This window comes from Pseudomonas sp. (assembly GCF_040514055.1).
In the GTDB taxonomy this organism is placed as follows: domain Bacteria; phylum Pseudomonadota; class Gammaproteobacteria; order Pseudomonadales; family Pseudomonadaceae; genus Aquipseudomonas.
The window spans coordinates 69,102-84,218 of record NZ_JBEVDL010000011.1 but is presented as its reverse complement, the minus strand read 5'-3'; the positions used below and the strand labels follow the sequence as shown (position 1 = coordinate 84,218).

General features: G+C 64.7%; 17 protein-coding genes. 9 read left to right on the top strand and 8 right to left on the bottom strand.

Translation table 11 applies throughout. The features are described 5' to 3' along the window. Position 1: 1 nt before the first annotated feature. Positions 2 to 1,186 carry a C17 cyclopropane fatty acid synthase CfaB gene (gene cfaB / locus ABWY06_RS03115; protein WP_353924103.1) on the top strand — a complete coding sequence of 395 codons (1,185 nt, stop codon included), beginning with the start codon at positions 2 to 4 and terminating at the stop codon, positions 1,184 to 1,186. Between the two features lie 152 nt (positions 1,187 to 1,338). Further along, positions 1,339 to 3,093, top strand: coding sequence for a sensor histidine kinase (locus ABWY06_RS03110; RefSeq protein WP_353924102.1), 1,755 nt, complete (start codon positions 1,339 to 1,341; stop codon positions 3,091 to 3,093). A 12-nt stretch (positions 3,094 to 3,105) separates the two neighbouring features. Here ABWY06_RS03110 and ABWY06_RS03105 read toward each other — a convergent pair whose 3' ends face one another. Beyond that, entirely contained in the window at positions 3,106 to 3,990 is an 885-nt protein-coding gene (locus ABWY06_RS03105; RefSeq protein ID WP_353924101.1) for a LysR substrate-binding domain-containing protein, read from the bottom strand. A 127-nt stretch (positions 3,991 to 4,117) separates the two neighbouring features. Here ABWY06_RS03105 and ABWY06_RS03100 point away from each other — a divergent pair, with 127 nt between their 5' ends. From ABWY06_RS03100 to ABWY06_RS03090, 3 genes are all read left to right on the top strand, one after another. Next, positions 4,118 to 4,519 carry a tautomerase family protein gene (locus ABWY06_RS03100; protein ID WP_353924100.1) on the top strand — a complete coding sequence of 134 codons (402 nt, stop codon included), beginning with the start codon at positions 4,118 to 4,120 and terminating at the stop codon, positions 4,517 to 4,519. Positions 4,520 to 4,578: 59 nt separating this feature from the next. After that, positions 4,579 to 5,925, top strand: coding sequence for a two-component system response regulator MifR (gene mifR / locus ABWY06_RS03095; RefSeq protein WP_353924099.1), 1,347 nt, complete (start codon positions 4,579 to 4,581; stop codon positions 5,923 to 5,925). 125 nt (positions 5,926 to 6,050) lie between these two features. Continuing rightward, positions 6,051 to 6,656 carry a DUF2238 domain-containing protein gene (locus ABWY06_RS03090; RefSeq protein ID WP_353924098.1) on the top strand — a complete coding sequence of 202 codons (606 nt, stop codon included), beginning with the start codon at positions 6,051 to 6,053 and terminating at the stop codon, positions 6,654 to 6,656. Here ABWY06_RS03090 and ABWY06_RS03085 read toward each other — a convergent pair. The 4 genes from ABWY06_RS03085 to ABWY06_RS03070 all read right to left on the bottom strand — a co-directional run bounded on the left by ABWY06_RS03085 (position 6,646) and on the right by ABWY06_RS03070 (position 8,644). Next, entirely contained in the window at positions 6,646 to 7,380 is a 735-nt protein-coding gene (locus ABWY06_RS03085) for a substrate-binding periplasmic protein (protein ID WP_353924097.1), read from the bottom strand. The two genes, ABWY06_RS03090 and ABWY06_RS03085, sit on opposite strands and share 11 nt — an antisense overlap. A 64-nt stretch (positions 7,381 to 7,444) precedes the next feature. Beyond that, positions 7,445 to 7,681: a hypothetical protein gene (locus ABWY06_RS03080; RefSeq protein WP_353924096.1), complete on the bottom strand. Its 237-nt coding sequence runs from the start codon at positions 7,679 to 7,681 to the stop codon at positions 7,445 to 7,447. Next, positions 7,678 to 8,172, bottom strand: coding sequence for a GNAT family N-acetyltransferase (locus ABWY06_RS03075; RefSeq protein ID WP_353924095.1), 495 nt, complete (start codon positions 8,170 to 8,172; stop codon positions 7,678 to 7,680). Before ABWY06_RS03075 ends, ABWY06_RS03080 begins: the two co-directional genes overlap by 4 nt. A 46-nt stretch (positions 8,173 to 8,218) precedes the next feature. After that, a complete protein-coding gene (locus tag ABWY06_RS03070; RefSeq protein ID WP_353924094.1) occupies positions 8,219 to 8,644 on the bottom strand; it encodes a GFA family protein in 426 nt (141 codons plus the stop codon). Between the two features lie 382 nt (positions 8,645 to 9,026). Between ABWY06_RS03070 and ABWY06_RS03065 the strand changes: the two genes are divergently transcribed. From ABWY06_RS03065 to ABWY06_RS03055, 3 genes are all read left to right on the top strand, one after another. Beyond that, a complete protein-coding gene (locus tag ABWY06_RS03065; protein ID WP_353924093.1) occupies positions 9,027 to 9,176 on the top strand; it encodes a DUF3096 domain-containing protein in 150 nt (49 codons plus the stop codon). 702 nt (positions 9,177 to 9,878) lie between these two features. Beyond that, positions 9,879 to 11,066, top strand: a complete 1,188-nt coding sequence (zigA, locus tag ABWY06_RS03060) for a zinc metallochaperone GTPase ZigA (protein WP_353924092.1) — start codon at positions 9,879 to 9,881, stop codon at positions 11,064 to 11,066. Further along, positions 11,066 to 11,716 carry a DUF1826 domain-containing protein gene (locus ABWY06_RS03055; RefSeq protein ID WP_353924091.1) on the top strand — a complete coding sequence of 217 codons (651 nt, stop codon included), beginning with the start codon at positions 11,066 to 11,068 and terminating at the stop codon, positions 11,714 to 11,716. The genes zigA and ABWY06_RS03055 overlap by 1 nt, the downstream gene beginning before the upstream one ends. An 8-nt stretch (positions 11,717 to 11,724) precedes the next feature. Here the strand turns inward: ABWY06_RS03055 and ABWY06_RS03050 are convergent, their stop codons facing one another. Further along, positions 11,725 to 12,078 (bottom strand): NADH:ubiquinone oxidoreductase, encoded by a 354-nt coding sequence (locus ABWY06_RS03050; protein WP_353924090.1) that lies wholly within the window; start codon positions 12,076 to 12,078, stop codon positions 11,725 to 11,727. Between the two features lie 119 nt (positions 12,079 to 12,197). Between ABWY06_RS03050 and ABWY06_RS03045 the strand changes: the two genes are divergently transcribed. After that, positions 12,198 to 13,160 carry a CobW family GTP-binding protein gene (locus ABWY06_RS03045; protein ID WP_353924089.1) on the top strand — a complete coding sequence of 321 codons (963 nt, stop codon included), beginning with the start codon at positions 12,198 to 12,200 and terminating at the stop codon, positions 13,158 to 13,160. Between the two features lie 77 nt (positions 13,161 to 13,237). On the opposite strand, the gene ABWY06_RS03040 is transcribed toward ABWY06_RS03045, so the two are convergent. After that, positions 13,238 to 14,005, bottom strand: coding sequence for a hypothetical protein (locus ABWY06_RS03040; RefSeq protein WP_353924088.1), 768 nt, complete (start codon positions 14,003 to 14,005; stop codon positions 13,238 to 13,240). A gap of 102 nt (positions 14,006 to 14,107) precedes the next feature. After that, positions 14,108 to 14,959 (bottom strand): extracellular medium-chain-length polyhydroxyalkanoate depolymerase, encoded by an 852-nt coding sequence (locus ABWY06_RS03035; protein WP_353924087.1) that lies wholly within the window; start codon positions 14,957 to 14,959, stop codon positions 14,108 to 14,110. Between the last annotated feature and the right edge of the window lie 158 nt (positions 14,960 to 15,117).

Here is a 15,117-nt window from a genome sequence, read left to right as displayed (position 1 = left end):
CATGCTGACACTTATCCCGCCCGCCCTGCGTCGTCTCAAGTTGCCCCTGCGGCTGCGTTTGTGGAATGGCAATCAACTGGACCTCGGTCCCACGCCGAGCGTGACCCTGGTGGTCAAGGACCCGAGCCTGGTCGCCCAACTGGCCCATCCGAGCCTTAGCACCCTGGGCGGTGCCTACGTCGAGGGTCGCCTGGAGCTGGAGGGGCCGATGAGCGAGATCATCCGCGTCGGCGATACGCTGAGCCGTGCGTTGCTCGACGGTGGAGGGGGGCCGGTGCCTGAGCGTTCCAGCCATGACCCGGCCGAAGACGCCGCCGCGATCGCCTATCATTACGACCTTTCCAACGACTTTTACGCGCTCTGGCTGGACCGCCAGATGGTCTATTCCTGCGCCTATTTCAGAACCGGTCAGGAAGACCTCGAACGTGCGCAAACGGCCAAGTTGCAGCACCTCTGCCGCAAGCTGCGCCTGCAGCCGGGCGACCGTTTGCTGGACGTCGGCTGCGGCTGGGGTGGGCTGGCCTGTTATGCCGCGCGTGAGTTCGGCGCCCAGGTCACCGGTATCACGCTGAGCCGCGAACAGCTGCAACTGGCCCGCAAGCGAACCCAGGTCGAGGGCCTGCAGGACCGGGTGCAACTGGTGCTGCAGGACTACCGCGACCTGCCCCAGGACGGCCGCTACGACAAGGTGGTGAGCGTCGGCATGTTCGAGCATGTCGGCCATGCCAATCTGGGGCTCTACTGCCAGCGCCTGGTCGGTGCGGTGCGCGCGGGCGGGCTGGTGCTCAACCACGGCATCACGTCCAAGTACACCGATGGCCGGCCGGTGGGTCGCGGCGCCGGTGAATTTATCGAGCGTTATGTCTTTCCCCGGGGCGAGTTGCCTCATCTGGCGACCATGACCGCGCGCCTGAGCGAGGCCGGGCTGGAAGTGGTGGACGTGGAAAGCCTGCGCCTGCACTACGCCCGCACCCTGGAGTTGTGGAGTGCGCGGTTGGAGAGCCAGTTGGACAAGGCCGCCACCCTGGTGCCGGAACAGGCGCTGCGGATCTGGCGGCTATACCTGGCCGGTTGCGCCTACGGCTTCGCCCAGGGCTGGATCAACCTGCACCAGATCCTTGCGGTAAAACCCTTGGGGGATGGCTCTCACCCGTTGCCCTGGACGCGGGCGGACCTGTATCGCTGAGCCTAGGGATCAGGGAGAGGGGTGGTCGGCGCAGTGCCTGTAACAGCGGGGTGGAGCTGGGCAAGGCAGGCCGCTCGCCGCAGTTGGCCAGCCAGGCACAGCGCCCAGCCGGGATGGCTTACCATGGGCCATCTTCTGACACCGAGCGCGTCATGCCCCGATTGTTCTCGCGCTATCCGCTGGTCCTGACCCTGTTGCCGATTCTGGCCGGGCTGCTGGTCAGCTGGCTGGTAGCTGGCCGTTTGGCTGAGCAGCGGGCCTGGCAAGCCCGCAGCGACGAGGCCCGTGGCCAGCTGCAACTCTATGCCCAGACGCTGCACACCCTGGTGGAGCGCTTTCGTTCGGTGCCGGCGTTGCTGGCCCAGGACAGCGATATCCAGGCCCTGCTGCGCACCCCGGCGGCGCCTGTCGCGCGGGCGACCTTGAACCTTCGGCTGGAGCGTCTCAACCGCGCCGCCGGCTCGACCGTGCTCTACCTGCTGGACCGCCAGGGCGAGGCGATCGCCGCCAGCAACTGGCGTGAGGCGGGGAGTTTTATTGGTAACAACTACGCGTTCCGGCCCTATTTCCAGGAGGCCTTCCGCGCCGGCGGCGGGCGTTATTTCGCCGTCGGGGTGACCACCGGGGTGCCCGGCTACTTCCTCTCCCATGCGGTACGGGACGACACCGGCGCGGTACTCGGGGTGCTGGTGGTGAAGCTCGAGTTCGAGGCGCTGCAACAGGACTGGCAACGACAACCGGACGTCCTGCTGGTCAGCGACGAGCAGGCCGTGGTGATTCTGGCCAATCGTCCGGACTGGCGCTTTCGCGCGCTGGAGGTCCTGGCCGAGCCGGTCCAGCGGCAGGTGCTGAACACCCGGCAATACCCCGCGCAGGCCCTGCGCCCCCTGACCAGCCGGGTCCTGGCGCAACTGGATGACAGCGCCCAGCGGCGCCGGGTAGAAGGCCCGCAGGGCCGGCAGGACTATCTTTGGCAGCGTCTTTTGCTGCCCGATGAGGGCTGGACCCTGCACCTGCTGATGTCGCCCGCGGTGCTTAACGACAGCGTGCGCAGTTATCGCCTGGCCGCCGCCGGGATCTGGATGACCCTGGCGTTTTTCGGGCTCTTTCTGCTGCAGCTTCGGCAGAACCAGCGCTTGCAGAGCGGTATCCGTGAACGGCTGGAACTCGAGGTGGCGGCGCGCACCGCGGAATTGCGCGCGGCCCAGGAGGGGCTGGTGCAGGCGGCGAAGATGGCGGCTCTGGGGCAGATGTCGGCGGCCTTGGCCCACGAGCTCAACCAGCCGCTGACCGCCCTGCAAATGCACCTGGGCAGCCTGCGCCTGCTGCTCGACAGTGGGCGTCAGGCCGAGGTGCGCGAGGGCCTGGGCCGGGTCGAGGCGCTGCTGCAGCGCATGGCGCTGCTGAGTGGCCGGCTGAAGACCTTCGCCCGCAAGAGCCCGGCGGGCTTGCGCGAGCGCTTGAGCCTGGACGGCGTGCTGGAGCAGACCTTGCAGCTGCTCGGGCCGCGGCTGCGGGCCGAGCAGGTTACGCTGCGCCGCGAGGTCGATCCCCTGGCCCAGGTGTTGGGTGACGGCATTCGCCTGGAACAGGTGCTGCTCAACCTGCTGAACAACGCCCTGGACGCCATGGCCAGGGTCGAGCACCGGCAGCTGACCATCGACCTGCAGGCGTTGCCGGGAGAGTGGCTGCTGAGCATCGGCGACACCGGCGGCGGTATCGCGGTCGACCACCTGGGGCGGGTATTCGAGCCTTTTTTCACCACCAAACCCGTGGGGCAGGGCCTCGGCCTGGGCCTGGCGGTGTCCTTTGGCATCGTCCACGAGCTGGGTGGACGCCTGGAAGCCGGCAATACGCTGGAAGGCGCAGTGTTTCGCCTGTATCTGCCGGCTGCGCCCGCGGCCTGACCGTCCTGAGGCTCAGGCCGTGGGCGGTTGTGGCATCTGCGCCACCTGCTGCTGCAGCCAGTGGCTGAACAGGGCGGTGGCCGGGTGCTGGGCGCGCGCGGTGGCCCGGTAGCGGTAGCCGCTCGCCTGAAAACCGAAGGGCGCCAGCAAGCGACCCGTCAGCACCTCGTCGGCGACCAGGTGCCAGGGCGCGAGACAGATACCCAGGCCGCCGAGGGCCGCCTCGATGCTGAAGTAGTAATGCTCGAACTCCGCACCCTTGCCGTCCAGTGGTGCGAGCCCAAGGGATTCGCACCACATCGCCCAGGCGTTACGCCGTGTGCGGGTGCGCAACAGCGGCGCCTTGGCCAGGTCCGGCGGCTGCCGCAGGTCCAGCGCAGCGGCCAAGGCCGGGCTCAGCACCGGCCCCAGCCACTCGGCGAACAACTCACAGGCGCCCGCCTGCAGGGGCCCCTGACCGACGTCGATGACCAGGTCATGGCGTTGCCCCTGGCCGGTCCGCGCCCGTTCGGTGGTACTCAGGCGCACCTCGATCCGGGGGTGGAGCGCGTTGAAGTGGTACAGCCGCGGAATCAGCCAGCGCATGCTGAAAGTGCCCAGGCACGCCACGTCGAGGGTGTCCTGGCTGTCGTCGGCCAGGGCCTGCAGCGCCGCTTCCATCTGATCGAAGGCGGCCGACAAGGCCGGCAGCAGGGCGTGCCCCTGGCGGCTGAGGCGTGGCTGGTTTTTGGAACCCTCGAACAATGCCAGCCCCAGATGATCCTCGAGCTGGCGCACCTGGCGGCTGATGGCGCCGGGCGTGACCGAAAGTTCGTCCGCTGCGGCATTCATGCGCCCCAGGCGAGCGGCTGCTTCAAAGGCACGGAGGGCATTCAGGGAAGGCAGGCGACGTTTCATTAGGTGAGTTTATCTCACATAAGACTGGGGTGGAAAATCGCTTTCCCCACGGAACACGCCTGGTGAAACTCTTGCTGCATGCGGCTACCAACGGGGCAGCCGTTCCATCGAAAGTGAGTAAAGCGCCATGCCTTTTGTCCGTACCCATGTCCATCACAGCAGCAGCCCGGCGTTGCGCCAGGCCATAGTCGGCGGCATTCACCAGGCCCTGGTCGAGAGCATCGGCATGCCCGACGCGGAACTGTTCAACCTGGTGGCGGAGTACCAATCGGCGGACTTTTTCTATGATCGAGGCTTCAACGGCATCGCCCGTTCGGAGCGCCTGGTGGTGGTCGAGATCACCCTGCGTCGTGGCCGTAGCGACGCGATGAAGCGCGACCTGTACGCGGCGATCGCGGTCAATCTGCAGCGCAGCGGCCTGTCGCCCCGTGACCTGTTTATCTTTATGCACGAGAACGATTATTCGGACTGGTCGGTGGGCAATGGCGCCTTTGCCATGGCGTTGGTGCAGCAGCCAGGCAACGATTAGTCTCGGGCTGGCGCACGCCCGCGTGCGATACACTGCCGGGCACAGCGCAGGAGGGTGGGATGAGCGGGCAGGTACTTTTTGTCGATGACGAGGCGGCGATTCGCGAGGCGGTGCAACAGTGGTTACAGCTGTCGGGCTTTGCCGTCAGCACCTGCTCCTCGGCCGAACAAGCCTTGGCCCAGCTCGATCGGACCTTTGCGGGCGTGGTGATCAGCGATGTGCGGATGCCCGGCACCGATGGCCTGCAGTTGCTCGAGCAACTGCTGGCGATCGACCCGGACCTGCCGGTGATCATGGTCACCGGCCATGGCGACGTACCGATGGCGGTGCAGGCGCTGCACCGCGGCGCCTACGACTTTATCGAGAAACCCTTCAGCGCCGAACGGCTGCTCGACAGTGTGCGCCGGGCCCAGGACAAGCGCCGGCTGGTCTGTGAAAACCGCCAGCTGCGTGAGCAGTTCGCGCGCAAGGACAAGATCGAATCGAGTCTGTTGGGCGTATCGCGGGCCATGGAGCACCTGCGCCGGCAGATCCTCGAACTGGCACCCACCTCGGTCAACGTATTGATTCGCGGCGAGACCGGCAGCGGCAAGGAGCGGGTCGCGCGCTGCCTGCATGACTTCAGTCCACGCCAGATCAAACCCTTTGTCGCGCTCAATTGCGCGGCGATCCCGGAAAGCATGTTCGAGAGCGAGCTGTTCGGCCATGAAAGCGGCGCCTTCACCGGCGCCCAGGGCCGACGCATCGGGCGTATCGAATACGCCGATGGCGGCAGCCTGTTTCTCGACGAGGTGGAAAGCATGCCGCTGGCCCAGCAGGTCAAGCTGCTGCGGGTGCTGCAGGAAAAGACCCTGGAGCGTCTGGGCTCCAATCGCAGCGTGCGAGTCGACCTGCGGGTGATCAGCGCGGCCAAGCCCGACTTGCAGGAAGAGGCCCAGGCCGGACGCTTTCGCGAGGACCTGTTGTATCGGCTGAATGTCGCAACACTGACCATCGCGCCACTGCGCGAGCGACGTGAGGATATCCCGGTGCTGTTCCAGCATTTCGCCGACGAGGCGGCGCAGCGCCATGGCCGTGAAGCCGCGCCGCTGTCGCCCAGCCAGCTGGCCTGGCTGCTGAGCCACGATTGGCCGGGCAACGTGCGCGAGCTGATCAACGCCGCCGAACGCCATGCCTTGGGTTTGAGCGACGGGGCGCCGCCGGGCGGCGACGCCCAGTCGTTGGCCGCGCAATTGGAAGCCTTCGAGGCGCACTGCTTGCACAACGCCTTGCTCCACAGCCGCGGCAATATCGCCGAGGTCATGGCGCTGCTGCAGTTGCCGCGTCGCACCCTCAACGAAAAGATGCAGCGTCATGGCTTGCTGCGGGCCGCCTACCGCCCGGCGGGCGCCAGCGACGACGACTGAGGGCCGGTGCTGTCTCGGCGCCCGCCACAGCGACAGCCGATGTGCCGACACCCGGTGTGCCGACACCCGGTGTATCGACACCCGGTGTAAGGTAAGCGATCGAATGCTGCTGGCGAGGTCCCGCGATGAAGTACCTGTGGTGCGTGATTTTCCTGCTGACCCTGCTGTGGTCGGCCATCGAACCCAAGGATCGTTTCACCTGGTTGCTGGAGGTCGCGCCGGCCCTGCTCGGGGCCCTGGCGCTGGTGCTGACCTACGGCTCCTTTCGCCTCACGGGGCTGGTCTACGGGCTGATCCTGTTGCACTGCATCGTGCTGATGGTCGGTGGGCACTACACCTATGCCGAGGTGCCGCTGTTTGATCAGTTGCGCGACTGGCTGGGGTCCTCGCGCAACAATTACGACAAGCTCGGGCACTTCGTCCAGGGCTTGGTGCCGGCACTGATCGCCCGGGAAATCCTGCTGCGCAAGCAGGTGATCAACGGCCGCGGCTGGCTGGCGTTTTTCGTGCTGTGTTTCTGCCTGGCGTTCAGTGCCTTCTACGAACTGGTGGAATGGTGGGTGGCGCTGGCCAGCGGCGAGGACGCGGAGGCGTTTCTCGGCACCCAGGGTTATGTCTGGGACACCCAGTCGGACATGGGGCTGGCGTTACTCGGCGCCATAGTCGGGCTGCTGACCCTGAGCCGCTGGCACGACCGGCAGTTGCAGGCGCTGCCGCCCCTCAGGGGCTGATCCCGTGGCGCGCCTGCAGCTGCGCAAGCAGGTCCGGGTGGCTGGCCAGAAACCGGTCGAATTGCCGGATCAGTTCGGGGTGCTGCAGGCTGGACAGGTGATAGTCACCCTTTAGGTGGGGCAGCGTGGCATCGAACACCAGGGCCTCGCGGGGCAGCCCCGCGGCATGCAGGGCGTTTTGCGCGACCCGCGGGTTGAGGTAGACGCCGTCCACCCGGCCGGACAGCGCCATCTTCAACAGCGAATCGATCTGGTTGGTTTGGGTCAGGCGCATGCGCCCGGCGGCCAGCTCGGCCAGGTAGGCCTGCGGGGTGAAGCCCAGCGGGGTCCCGAGCACACGAAGGCGTCCCATGCCCTGGCCGAGGTTGCCGGGCAGCACCAGTACGCCATCGATAAAGGGCGCGGTGGCGACGCTGTAGTGCAGCCGGTGGCCGCGTTTCTGCTCGGCGCTCCAGTGCGGGTTATCGGGGTATTTGAGGTCCAGCCTGCCGGCCAGGAAATCACCCAACAGCCGCTGCACCGGTACCGCAACGTAGGTGAATTGGTGACCCTCGGCGTTGGCGAAGGCATCCAGCAGATCACGGGCAAACCCACGGTACTCTCCATTTTGCTGGCTGTAGTAGGGCAGGTAGGGCTGCAACTCCACGCCGACCCGAAAGGACTGCGCCCAGGCCATGGGGGCGATCAGGGTCCAGCTGAGGACGACAGCGAACAGGCTTCTCATCGGCGACTACTTCTGGGTCACGACAGGTCAGAGGGCTGGTCTAACCATAGTCGTTGCGTCGCATTCAGGGTTTGCGCATGTCTTTCAGCTGAGCCAATAGCGCTTCGGTGCGCGCCTGTTGTTCGGCTTCGCTAAGGTCGGGCTCTTCCAGGACCTGGTCCAGCGCCTCGAGCAATTCGGCTTGCCGCTGCACGCGTCGATCCAGCAGCTTGAGTTGCTTGTCGTTGCGCCAGTTCCAGAAGGCGAAGCCGAGCACCACCAACAGCGTGACAGCCAGACCGATCAACAATGGGGTTTTCATACCGGCCTCACATGGGTAGGACGGGGCAGGATCAGTTTTCGCATCAGCCCCCGCTGCAAGCCCACCGCGCCCCGAAATACGGTTTGCAGTTGTTCCAGCACAAACCCCTGGTGTTCGAAAAAACCTTGGGCAACCAGGCTGGCCTCGGTGGAGAGCGACGTCGCGCCTCGGGCGATCAGGTCGGCTTCGACGTCCTGGTAGAGGGCGCTGGCGACGCCCTGGCGCGCATGGTGAGGCGACGCGTACAGCAGGTCGATATGGCCGTCGTCGGTGCAGGCGATAAATCCAGCGAGCTGCTCGTCGATCAGGGCCAGTCGCGTCCGTTGGCTGCTCAAGCGACTGTGCCAGGCCTGCAAGTCCACTTTGCGCGGTGCCCAGGCCTCGCGCTGTACCCGGTCGTAGTGGCCGGCGGCCAAGGTATGCACCGACTGCTGAAACAGTTCGACCACGGCGTCGAGGTCGCTGCCCTGGTAATCGCGCAGGCTAAGCATTTTTAGAGTGTCGAGAGATTAAAAGGCGATCCTAGCATTTCATTCATTATTCAAACAAAGGCCCATCCGCTGCCTGCAAGTACTTGGGCAGGTCGTCGGTGAAATCCCGCAGTTGTTCTGAATAAAAATAGTGCCGGTTGGGCTGCAGCGCTTCGGGCAGCACACCGCCATTGGCGCGGCGAAACAGGGCGTAGGCGATGCAGCGCATACCAAAGGCGTCGGTATGAAACACGGTACTGCCACAGTCGCCGCAGTGGTAGCGGCACATGGCTTTGGTTGGGTGGGCAAAGGCGACGAGCCCTGCTTCGCCGTTGATGATCTGGACCTGGCTGTAGTCCCAGGCGGTGCCTTCGAAAACCTCGACGTCCAACAGCGTCCTGCAGGAGTGGCAATGACAATAGTTGCGCGCCCGTGGCTCGCCGACTATGGCGAGGGTGGTCGTGCCACAGGTACAGCTTACCCGGTACTTCATCGCGCTTGCGGTCTCGGTAAAAGAGCGTCAGTTTACACTGTTATATCGCCAAGCCCATGTCTGCCGTGGCTTGCAGGGCAGTGGCAGAGCCTTTGGCTGGACGCACTGGGCGTACGCGAGTGCAATAAGGGCAATAGGTTTAATCTATTTAATTACTTCAATTCGACCCTGTAACAGTGCGAATAACAACGGCTTCATATATCGTCAATAACACTTCGCGCAGGGCGGTGGTTATTTCGCAGGCCTTCGCGGGGGTATTGGCAGTGTATTGGCCGGTACCAGCGATGTTTGCTGTCTAGCCTTCATGTCGATGCTTTTTACCCGTTCGTACCCTCTGCCTAACGCCTTCACGGGCGATGCGGACCTCAGCCAAGGACTCTCCATGAACCTGACATTAACGCCCCTGATCTCGCTCCTCGCGGGCATCCTGATTCTGATCATGCCCCGTTTGCTCAACTATATCGTCGCGATCTACCTAATCGTTATCGGGCTGGTCGGTATTTTTGGCCTGGGCGGCTTCAACCTGCGCTAGGGTCACGCGCGGCGTTGCCGCGAATAATGGCCCCAGGCCTGCCGAGGCGCTTCATTCTGCCGGCTCAGTCTTTTGACGTTGCCGGGACGGCTGTGCGCCATATCCCTGCAGGGCCGAGGGCGAGCAGCGCTTCTGCGCTTGCGTGCCACTCTTACTGGCCGCTGCTGCCAAGGGCGTTTCTTCGTTGCCGGGTGGGGCAATGCGCAGATTAACCGCGGGTTCCACGTGAAACCCCCATGGAACCTAGCTTGCAGCGATTTGCACGTCGCAAGCGTACCTCCCGACCAGACCTCAAGCATCCGCCGTAGCCGCGCATGAAGGTAACCAGGACCTTCAGCGCACCTGGGTTCCCGCCTTCGCGGGAACGACGGTGAACCCAGGCATGCCTCGGAGGGACCGACGCTGCCAGTGAGCAATAGGGTAAGCAACGCATTGCCGCTCCGGCACGAACGGCCTCTACGTCCCCAAGCGTCCGTCATAGTCCCAGTCCCCTTCATCCCCGCGAAGACGGTTATCCGGTTGCTTGCGCATCTGGGGTTTGATCTGAAATCCCTTAATGTTATGTTATAACAAATAAAGCGAAGCTGAACCAACCCCCTGAGATGGGCTCATCGTCCTGCAAACGCCCAGCGGCGCTTGGTGGCATAAGCCCGCAAGCCCCAGCAAGGCCGTAACAAACCCCGCTCACCAATGGAGATGCCCATGCCCACCCGCCTTCCCGTAACCCTGCTGTCCGGCTTCCTGGGTGCCGGCAAGAGCACCTTGCTCAACCATATCCTGCTCAACCGTGAAGGCCTGAAAGTGGCGGTGATCGTCAACGACATGAGCGAGGTGAATATCGACGGCAGCGAGGTGCAGCGCAGGGTCAGCCTCCACCGTGGCGAGGAGACGTTGGTCGAAATGAGCAACGGTTGCATCTGCTGCACCCTGCGCGAAGACCTGCTGGTGGAGGTCGGTCGGCTGGCCCGGGAAGGGCGTTTCGACTATCTGCTGATCGAGTCCAGCGGTATTTCCGAACCCTTGCCGGTGGCGGAGACCTTTACCTTTCGCGATGAGGGTGGCCAGTGCCTGGCCGACCTGGCGCGGCTGGACAGCCTGGTGACGGTGGTCGACGGCTTGAATTTCCTCAAGGATTTCCAGGCCGCGGAGGCCCTGGACGAGGATGATCCGCGCTGCATCACCGAGCTGCTGATCGAACAGGTGGAGTTCGCCGACCTGATCCTGATCAGCAAGAGCGACCTGATTGGCCTGGAGCAGCGCCAGGAGTTGTTCGCCATCCTGCGTAGCCTCAATACCCAGGCCGAGATCCTGCCCATGGTCATGGGCGAGGTGCCGCTTGAGCGGCTGCTGAACACCGGGCGCTTCGACTTCGAGCGGGCTGCCCAGGCCGCGGGTTGGCTTAGGGAACTGCGTGGCGAGCATGTGCCGGAAACCAGCGCCTATGGCATCGCGTCGACGGTCTATCGGGCGCGTCGACCGCTGCATCCCGAGCGCTTTTTCGCCTTTATCAATCGCCCATGGGATAACGGCCGACTGTTGCGCTCCAAGGGCTACTTCTGGCTGGCCAGTAAATACCAGGAAGCCGGTAGCTGGTCCCAGGCCGGGGGCCTGATGCGCCATGGCTCGGCGGGGCGCTGGTGGCAGTTCGTGGACCGGGCGCAATGGCCTGAAAGCGCAGAGGAGCAGGCGGCGATCATGCGCCACTGGGCCCCGGACACGGGGGATTGCCGGCAAGAACTGGTCTTTATTGGACAGAAAGTCGATTTCGATCGATTGCACCGCGAACTGGACGCCTGCCTGCTGGGCGATGACGAGTTGGCCTTGGGTGCCGCGGCCTGGTCGGCCTGGGCCGATCCCTTCGGCGCCTGGTACGACGAGGCGGCCGCGTGATGGGCACTGCCACTGATCCGCTGCTGCGTTCAGGGCCCAGGCAGGTGCAGGGCACGGAGCCGGAGGTGCTCAGCGAGGTGTTGCACGACAGGGTCAATCTGGCCGTCTGGCAACGACCCTTGCCGGCACCGCTGCAAGCCTTCGCCCGCGCGGCGCTGCATTCAGGCCGGCCTTTGGCAGAAAGCCGGGTGCTGGAAGTGGAGCAAGGGCGGGTGTGGGACCTGGACAGGCTGCTGGTCGCTCAGCGGACGCTGCCCGGTCACGGAGCGTTTCTGGCTGACCTGGCCTGGCTGCTCAGCGCGTTCGCCTGGCTACTCGATGCCCGTCGTATTGGTTTACGCGTGCGCTCGCTGCAGCAGGCCATGTGCCCGCGCTTTCATGTCGATCAGGTGCCGCTGCGGCTTATCACCACTTACGCCGGGCTGGGCAGCCAATGGTTGCCCGAGGGGTCCATTGACCGCCAGCGACTGGGCGATCCGCTCGCTGAGCCGAGCGCCCCTGAACTGATCGAGAACAGCCGCACCGGCGATGTATTGCTGGCCAAGGGCGAGAAATGGCTGGGCAACGAAGGGGCGGGATTGATTCACCGCTCGCCGCCGCAGTGCGTCGGGCAGGCGCGGCTGCTGGTCACCCTGGACTGGTTGGATTGAATCGCGCCTCAAGGCACCAACCAGGTGCCCTTGCTTTGGGTTTCGCAGAACGGCTTGAGGTAGCGGGCGTCACTGGCCACGCCGTAGTAGTGAATGTCCTGACGGTAGGGCATATTCGCAACCTGGGCATTGCTGCACACGCCGAAAGCCTTTACCGGACACTGGTCCAGGTACTCGACCTCGACTTTTTGTCCACTCAACTGCGGCTTGCAGAAGCCGCCGTGGAACAGTTCCTTCGGGATACTGCGATTCTGCTGGCAGACCTTGACCTCGACGCGCTCGTCTTCGCTGTGCACGACACAGGCTTCTCCCCAGGCCATGCCGGAGCAGACCAGTAACGCAAGCAGGCAAGTAACACGCATGCGGTTTTCTCCACATCCAATTCGGCGGCGACTCTAGCACGGCGGTTTTTGCCTGTCAGTGCTGCGACGGCAGACAAACGCTGCTTTCCCTCGGCCCGCCGACACCGCAGGATAGGCAGATGTTGAAACAGATCCCGACCCACCTGATTGCTGGCCCGCTGGGGGCCGGCAAGACCAGTCTGATCCGCCAGCTGCTGCGCCAGCGTCCGGCCGGCGAGCGCTGGGCGGTGCTGATCAACGAGTTTGGCCAGATTGGCATCGATGCGGCACTGCTCAGCACCGGCGACTCGGGCGTACGCCTTGCCGAAGTGGCGGGTGGCTGCCTGTGCTGTGTCAACGGCGCGCCTTTCCAGGTCGGCCTGGCGCGCCTGTTGCGCCAGGCGCGGCCGGACCGCCTGTTGATCGAACCCTCTGGCCTGGGCCACCCCGTGCAATTGCTGCAGCAATTACGCCAGCCGCCCTGGGCGGGTGTATTGGCTGTGCAACCTTCGGTCATGGTGCTTGACGCAGTGGCCATGGCGGCAGGCCAGGCGTTGCCCGACAGCCAGCGCGCGGCGCTCGAGGCCGCCGGGCTCTTGCTGCTGAACAAGGCCGATGGCCTCGACGCTGCCACTCGCCAACGTATCCTGGAAGCCCTTCCGCGGCGTCCGCTGCAGTGGACCCGCGACGCTGAGCTGCGCCTGCTCGACCTGCCGGGTATGCAGGCCGTGGTGCATGACGATGCGGTGCTGGCCGACGGGCCGCAGCCCGCGCCAGCATTGGCGACGTTATGGATCGATCCGGCTCAGCCGATCTGCCACGCCCAGGGCCAGGCCGATGGCTGGAGCATCGGCTGGCGTTGGCATCCCAGTCAGCGCTTCGACCGCGAACGGGTCCAGCACTGGCTGGCCAGCCAGGCCTGGCGCCGCGCCAAGCTGGTGTTGCTGACCGAGCAAGGCTGGAGCTCGGGCAACGCCCTGGACGGTGCGCCGATCCAGTGGCGCAGCAGCGAGTGGCGGCGGGATTCACGGTTGGAGTTGATCCTGGAGGACCCTCCCGACGTGCCCGGGCTAAGTGATGGCTTGGCCTGCTGCCGGCTCTAGCCACACGCGCCGCGGTGCCGCGGTAAACTGCCCCAAGGGTGCGGGTGGCCTGCCTCCTGGTTGCCTGAAGTAATCCATCAGGGGCCCTGGGCGCCCAAGCGCTCCAGCGCCGCGATCATGCTGCTGCTGTACTGCTGGATCACAAAAGGCACCTTGACCCCTTGGTAATGCATCAGGGCGCCCTCGATAAACCGCCATTTGCGCCAGATGTCGTCCAGCGTTCGTTGCTGGGCAGGGGTATCGACCTGCAAGTGGACCAGTTGCTCGGCGAAGTCGGCGGCCAACTGATCGGGTGCCTGGTCAGCAGCGCCCAGCAGATTGGCGCCCAGGCTATGGGCGGCATAGGCACTGGCGATCTGTTGCAGGACCAGGCCGGCGGCGCGGCTGCGGTTGATCAGCTCACCCGGCGGTTTGGCGGCCTGTTGGCGCAGGCGATGCTCCAGCTGATCGCACAGGGTCAGCAGCGCGCGATTAAGGCTAAGCAGCTCGCTCAATGCCCGCAAGTCGGGCGCGTCCTGGGCGCGCTGTTGCTGGCCCAGCTCGCTGAGCTGTTCACGGTAAGGTCGCCAGCGCGTCTGCAGCTGCGCCCAGGGACGCTGGGCCGGGGTACCCCGCAAGCCTTGCAGGGTATCGATGGTGTCGGTGGCGTCGGCCAGCCGCTGCTCGAGCGCGGCTGAGCTGGAATGAGGGTCTTCGTACAGCAGGTAGAGATCGGTCAGCGAGCCATGGATCGCCAGGCGAACCTGGTGCAAGCGTGCGAAGCTGTCGAGCGGCTCGGCCGCATCCAGCTCGGTTCCAGCCAGCACCAGCAGAATCCACAAGGCGGCCCATAAACGCGTGCGCATGAGCGGTTTTCCAAAAAGTGGCGGGTAAGGGGAGGCGTCGCCCGTCGGTGCGGGCCGGAGGCCGATCATCGCCGGGTAGCGGCGATGATCGGTGGCCAGGTTTTAAGGGTGGCGATTGAACCAGTCGAGGATCCGCGCCGGGGCTGCCGACAACCATTCGTGGTTACCCAGCGGATCGGTGTAGCGGGTGGTCTCGATGCCCTGGTACAGCAGGCGGTCGTAGTACATGTCCATGGTCCACCAGGGCACGATCATGTCGATAAAACCGTGCAGAAAGGTGGTTGGCGGGTGGTCGGCTGGCAGTGTCGGCACCACGCACAACGGGCCGGCACAGGTGGCGTAGGAGCCCGACTGGATGGCCAGCGCCTTGAACTCGCCGCGGAAGGAAATCGCCATGCGGCTGGTGTTGTACCCGCCGCTGGAGATGCCGGTGGCGTACTTGCGATTGCTGTTGAGCGGGCCGAAGCGACCGTCGCGGACCGCCTGCAGCAGGTTGGTGATGTAGGTGTAGTCGGTGGTCTGCTCATACAACTGCGCCAGGCCCGGGATATTGGTCTGCCAGAACAGGTCGGCGGCCGCACTCGGGGCGATGACCGCATAGCCGTTGTCTAGCAGGGACTTGATCAAGCGGCCTTCGTTGTACAACTTGCCGAGCCATTCGGTACTGGTATAGACGAAATCGTCCAGGGCGAAAAAAGAGCCCTGATAGATGATCACCACTGGCCAACCGCCGGGGGGCGGCGTGCCGACCGGGGTCTGGTAGATCACTTTGCGGCTGGTCAGACCGCCTGAGGCAATGGTCGTGGATTGATGGGTACAACTGATTTTTCCGGACAGCAGGAGGAACGGTTTTCGCTCGGTACAGCGTGATTCCGCCCAGGCGGTGCCAGTGCAGATGAAGCTGAGCAGCAGGGTGAGAAACAGCGTGCGGCATTTGGACAGGGAACAAAACATGGAGAGCCCTTCTTATTGTTGGGTGTGCTCGTACGAGCTGCTGAACCGGAGCGTCCTATCCGGTGCAGGGAGGTTCGATGCCGTCAGGGGGGTGGCGGATCGGCGCGAGGCAAGTCCTTGCGCCTCGGGAAAAGCTACGTTTTTCAGCGATTCCTGGG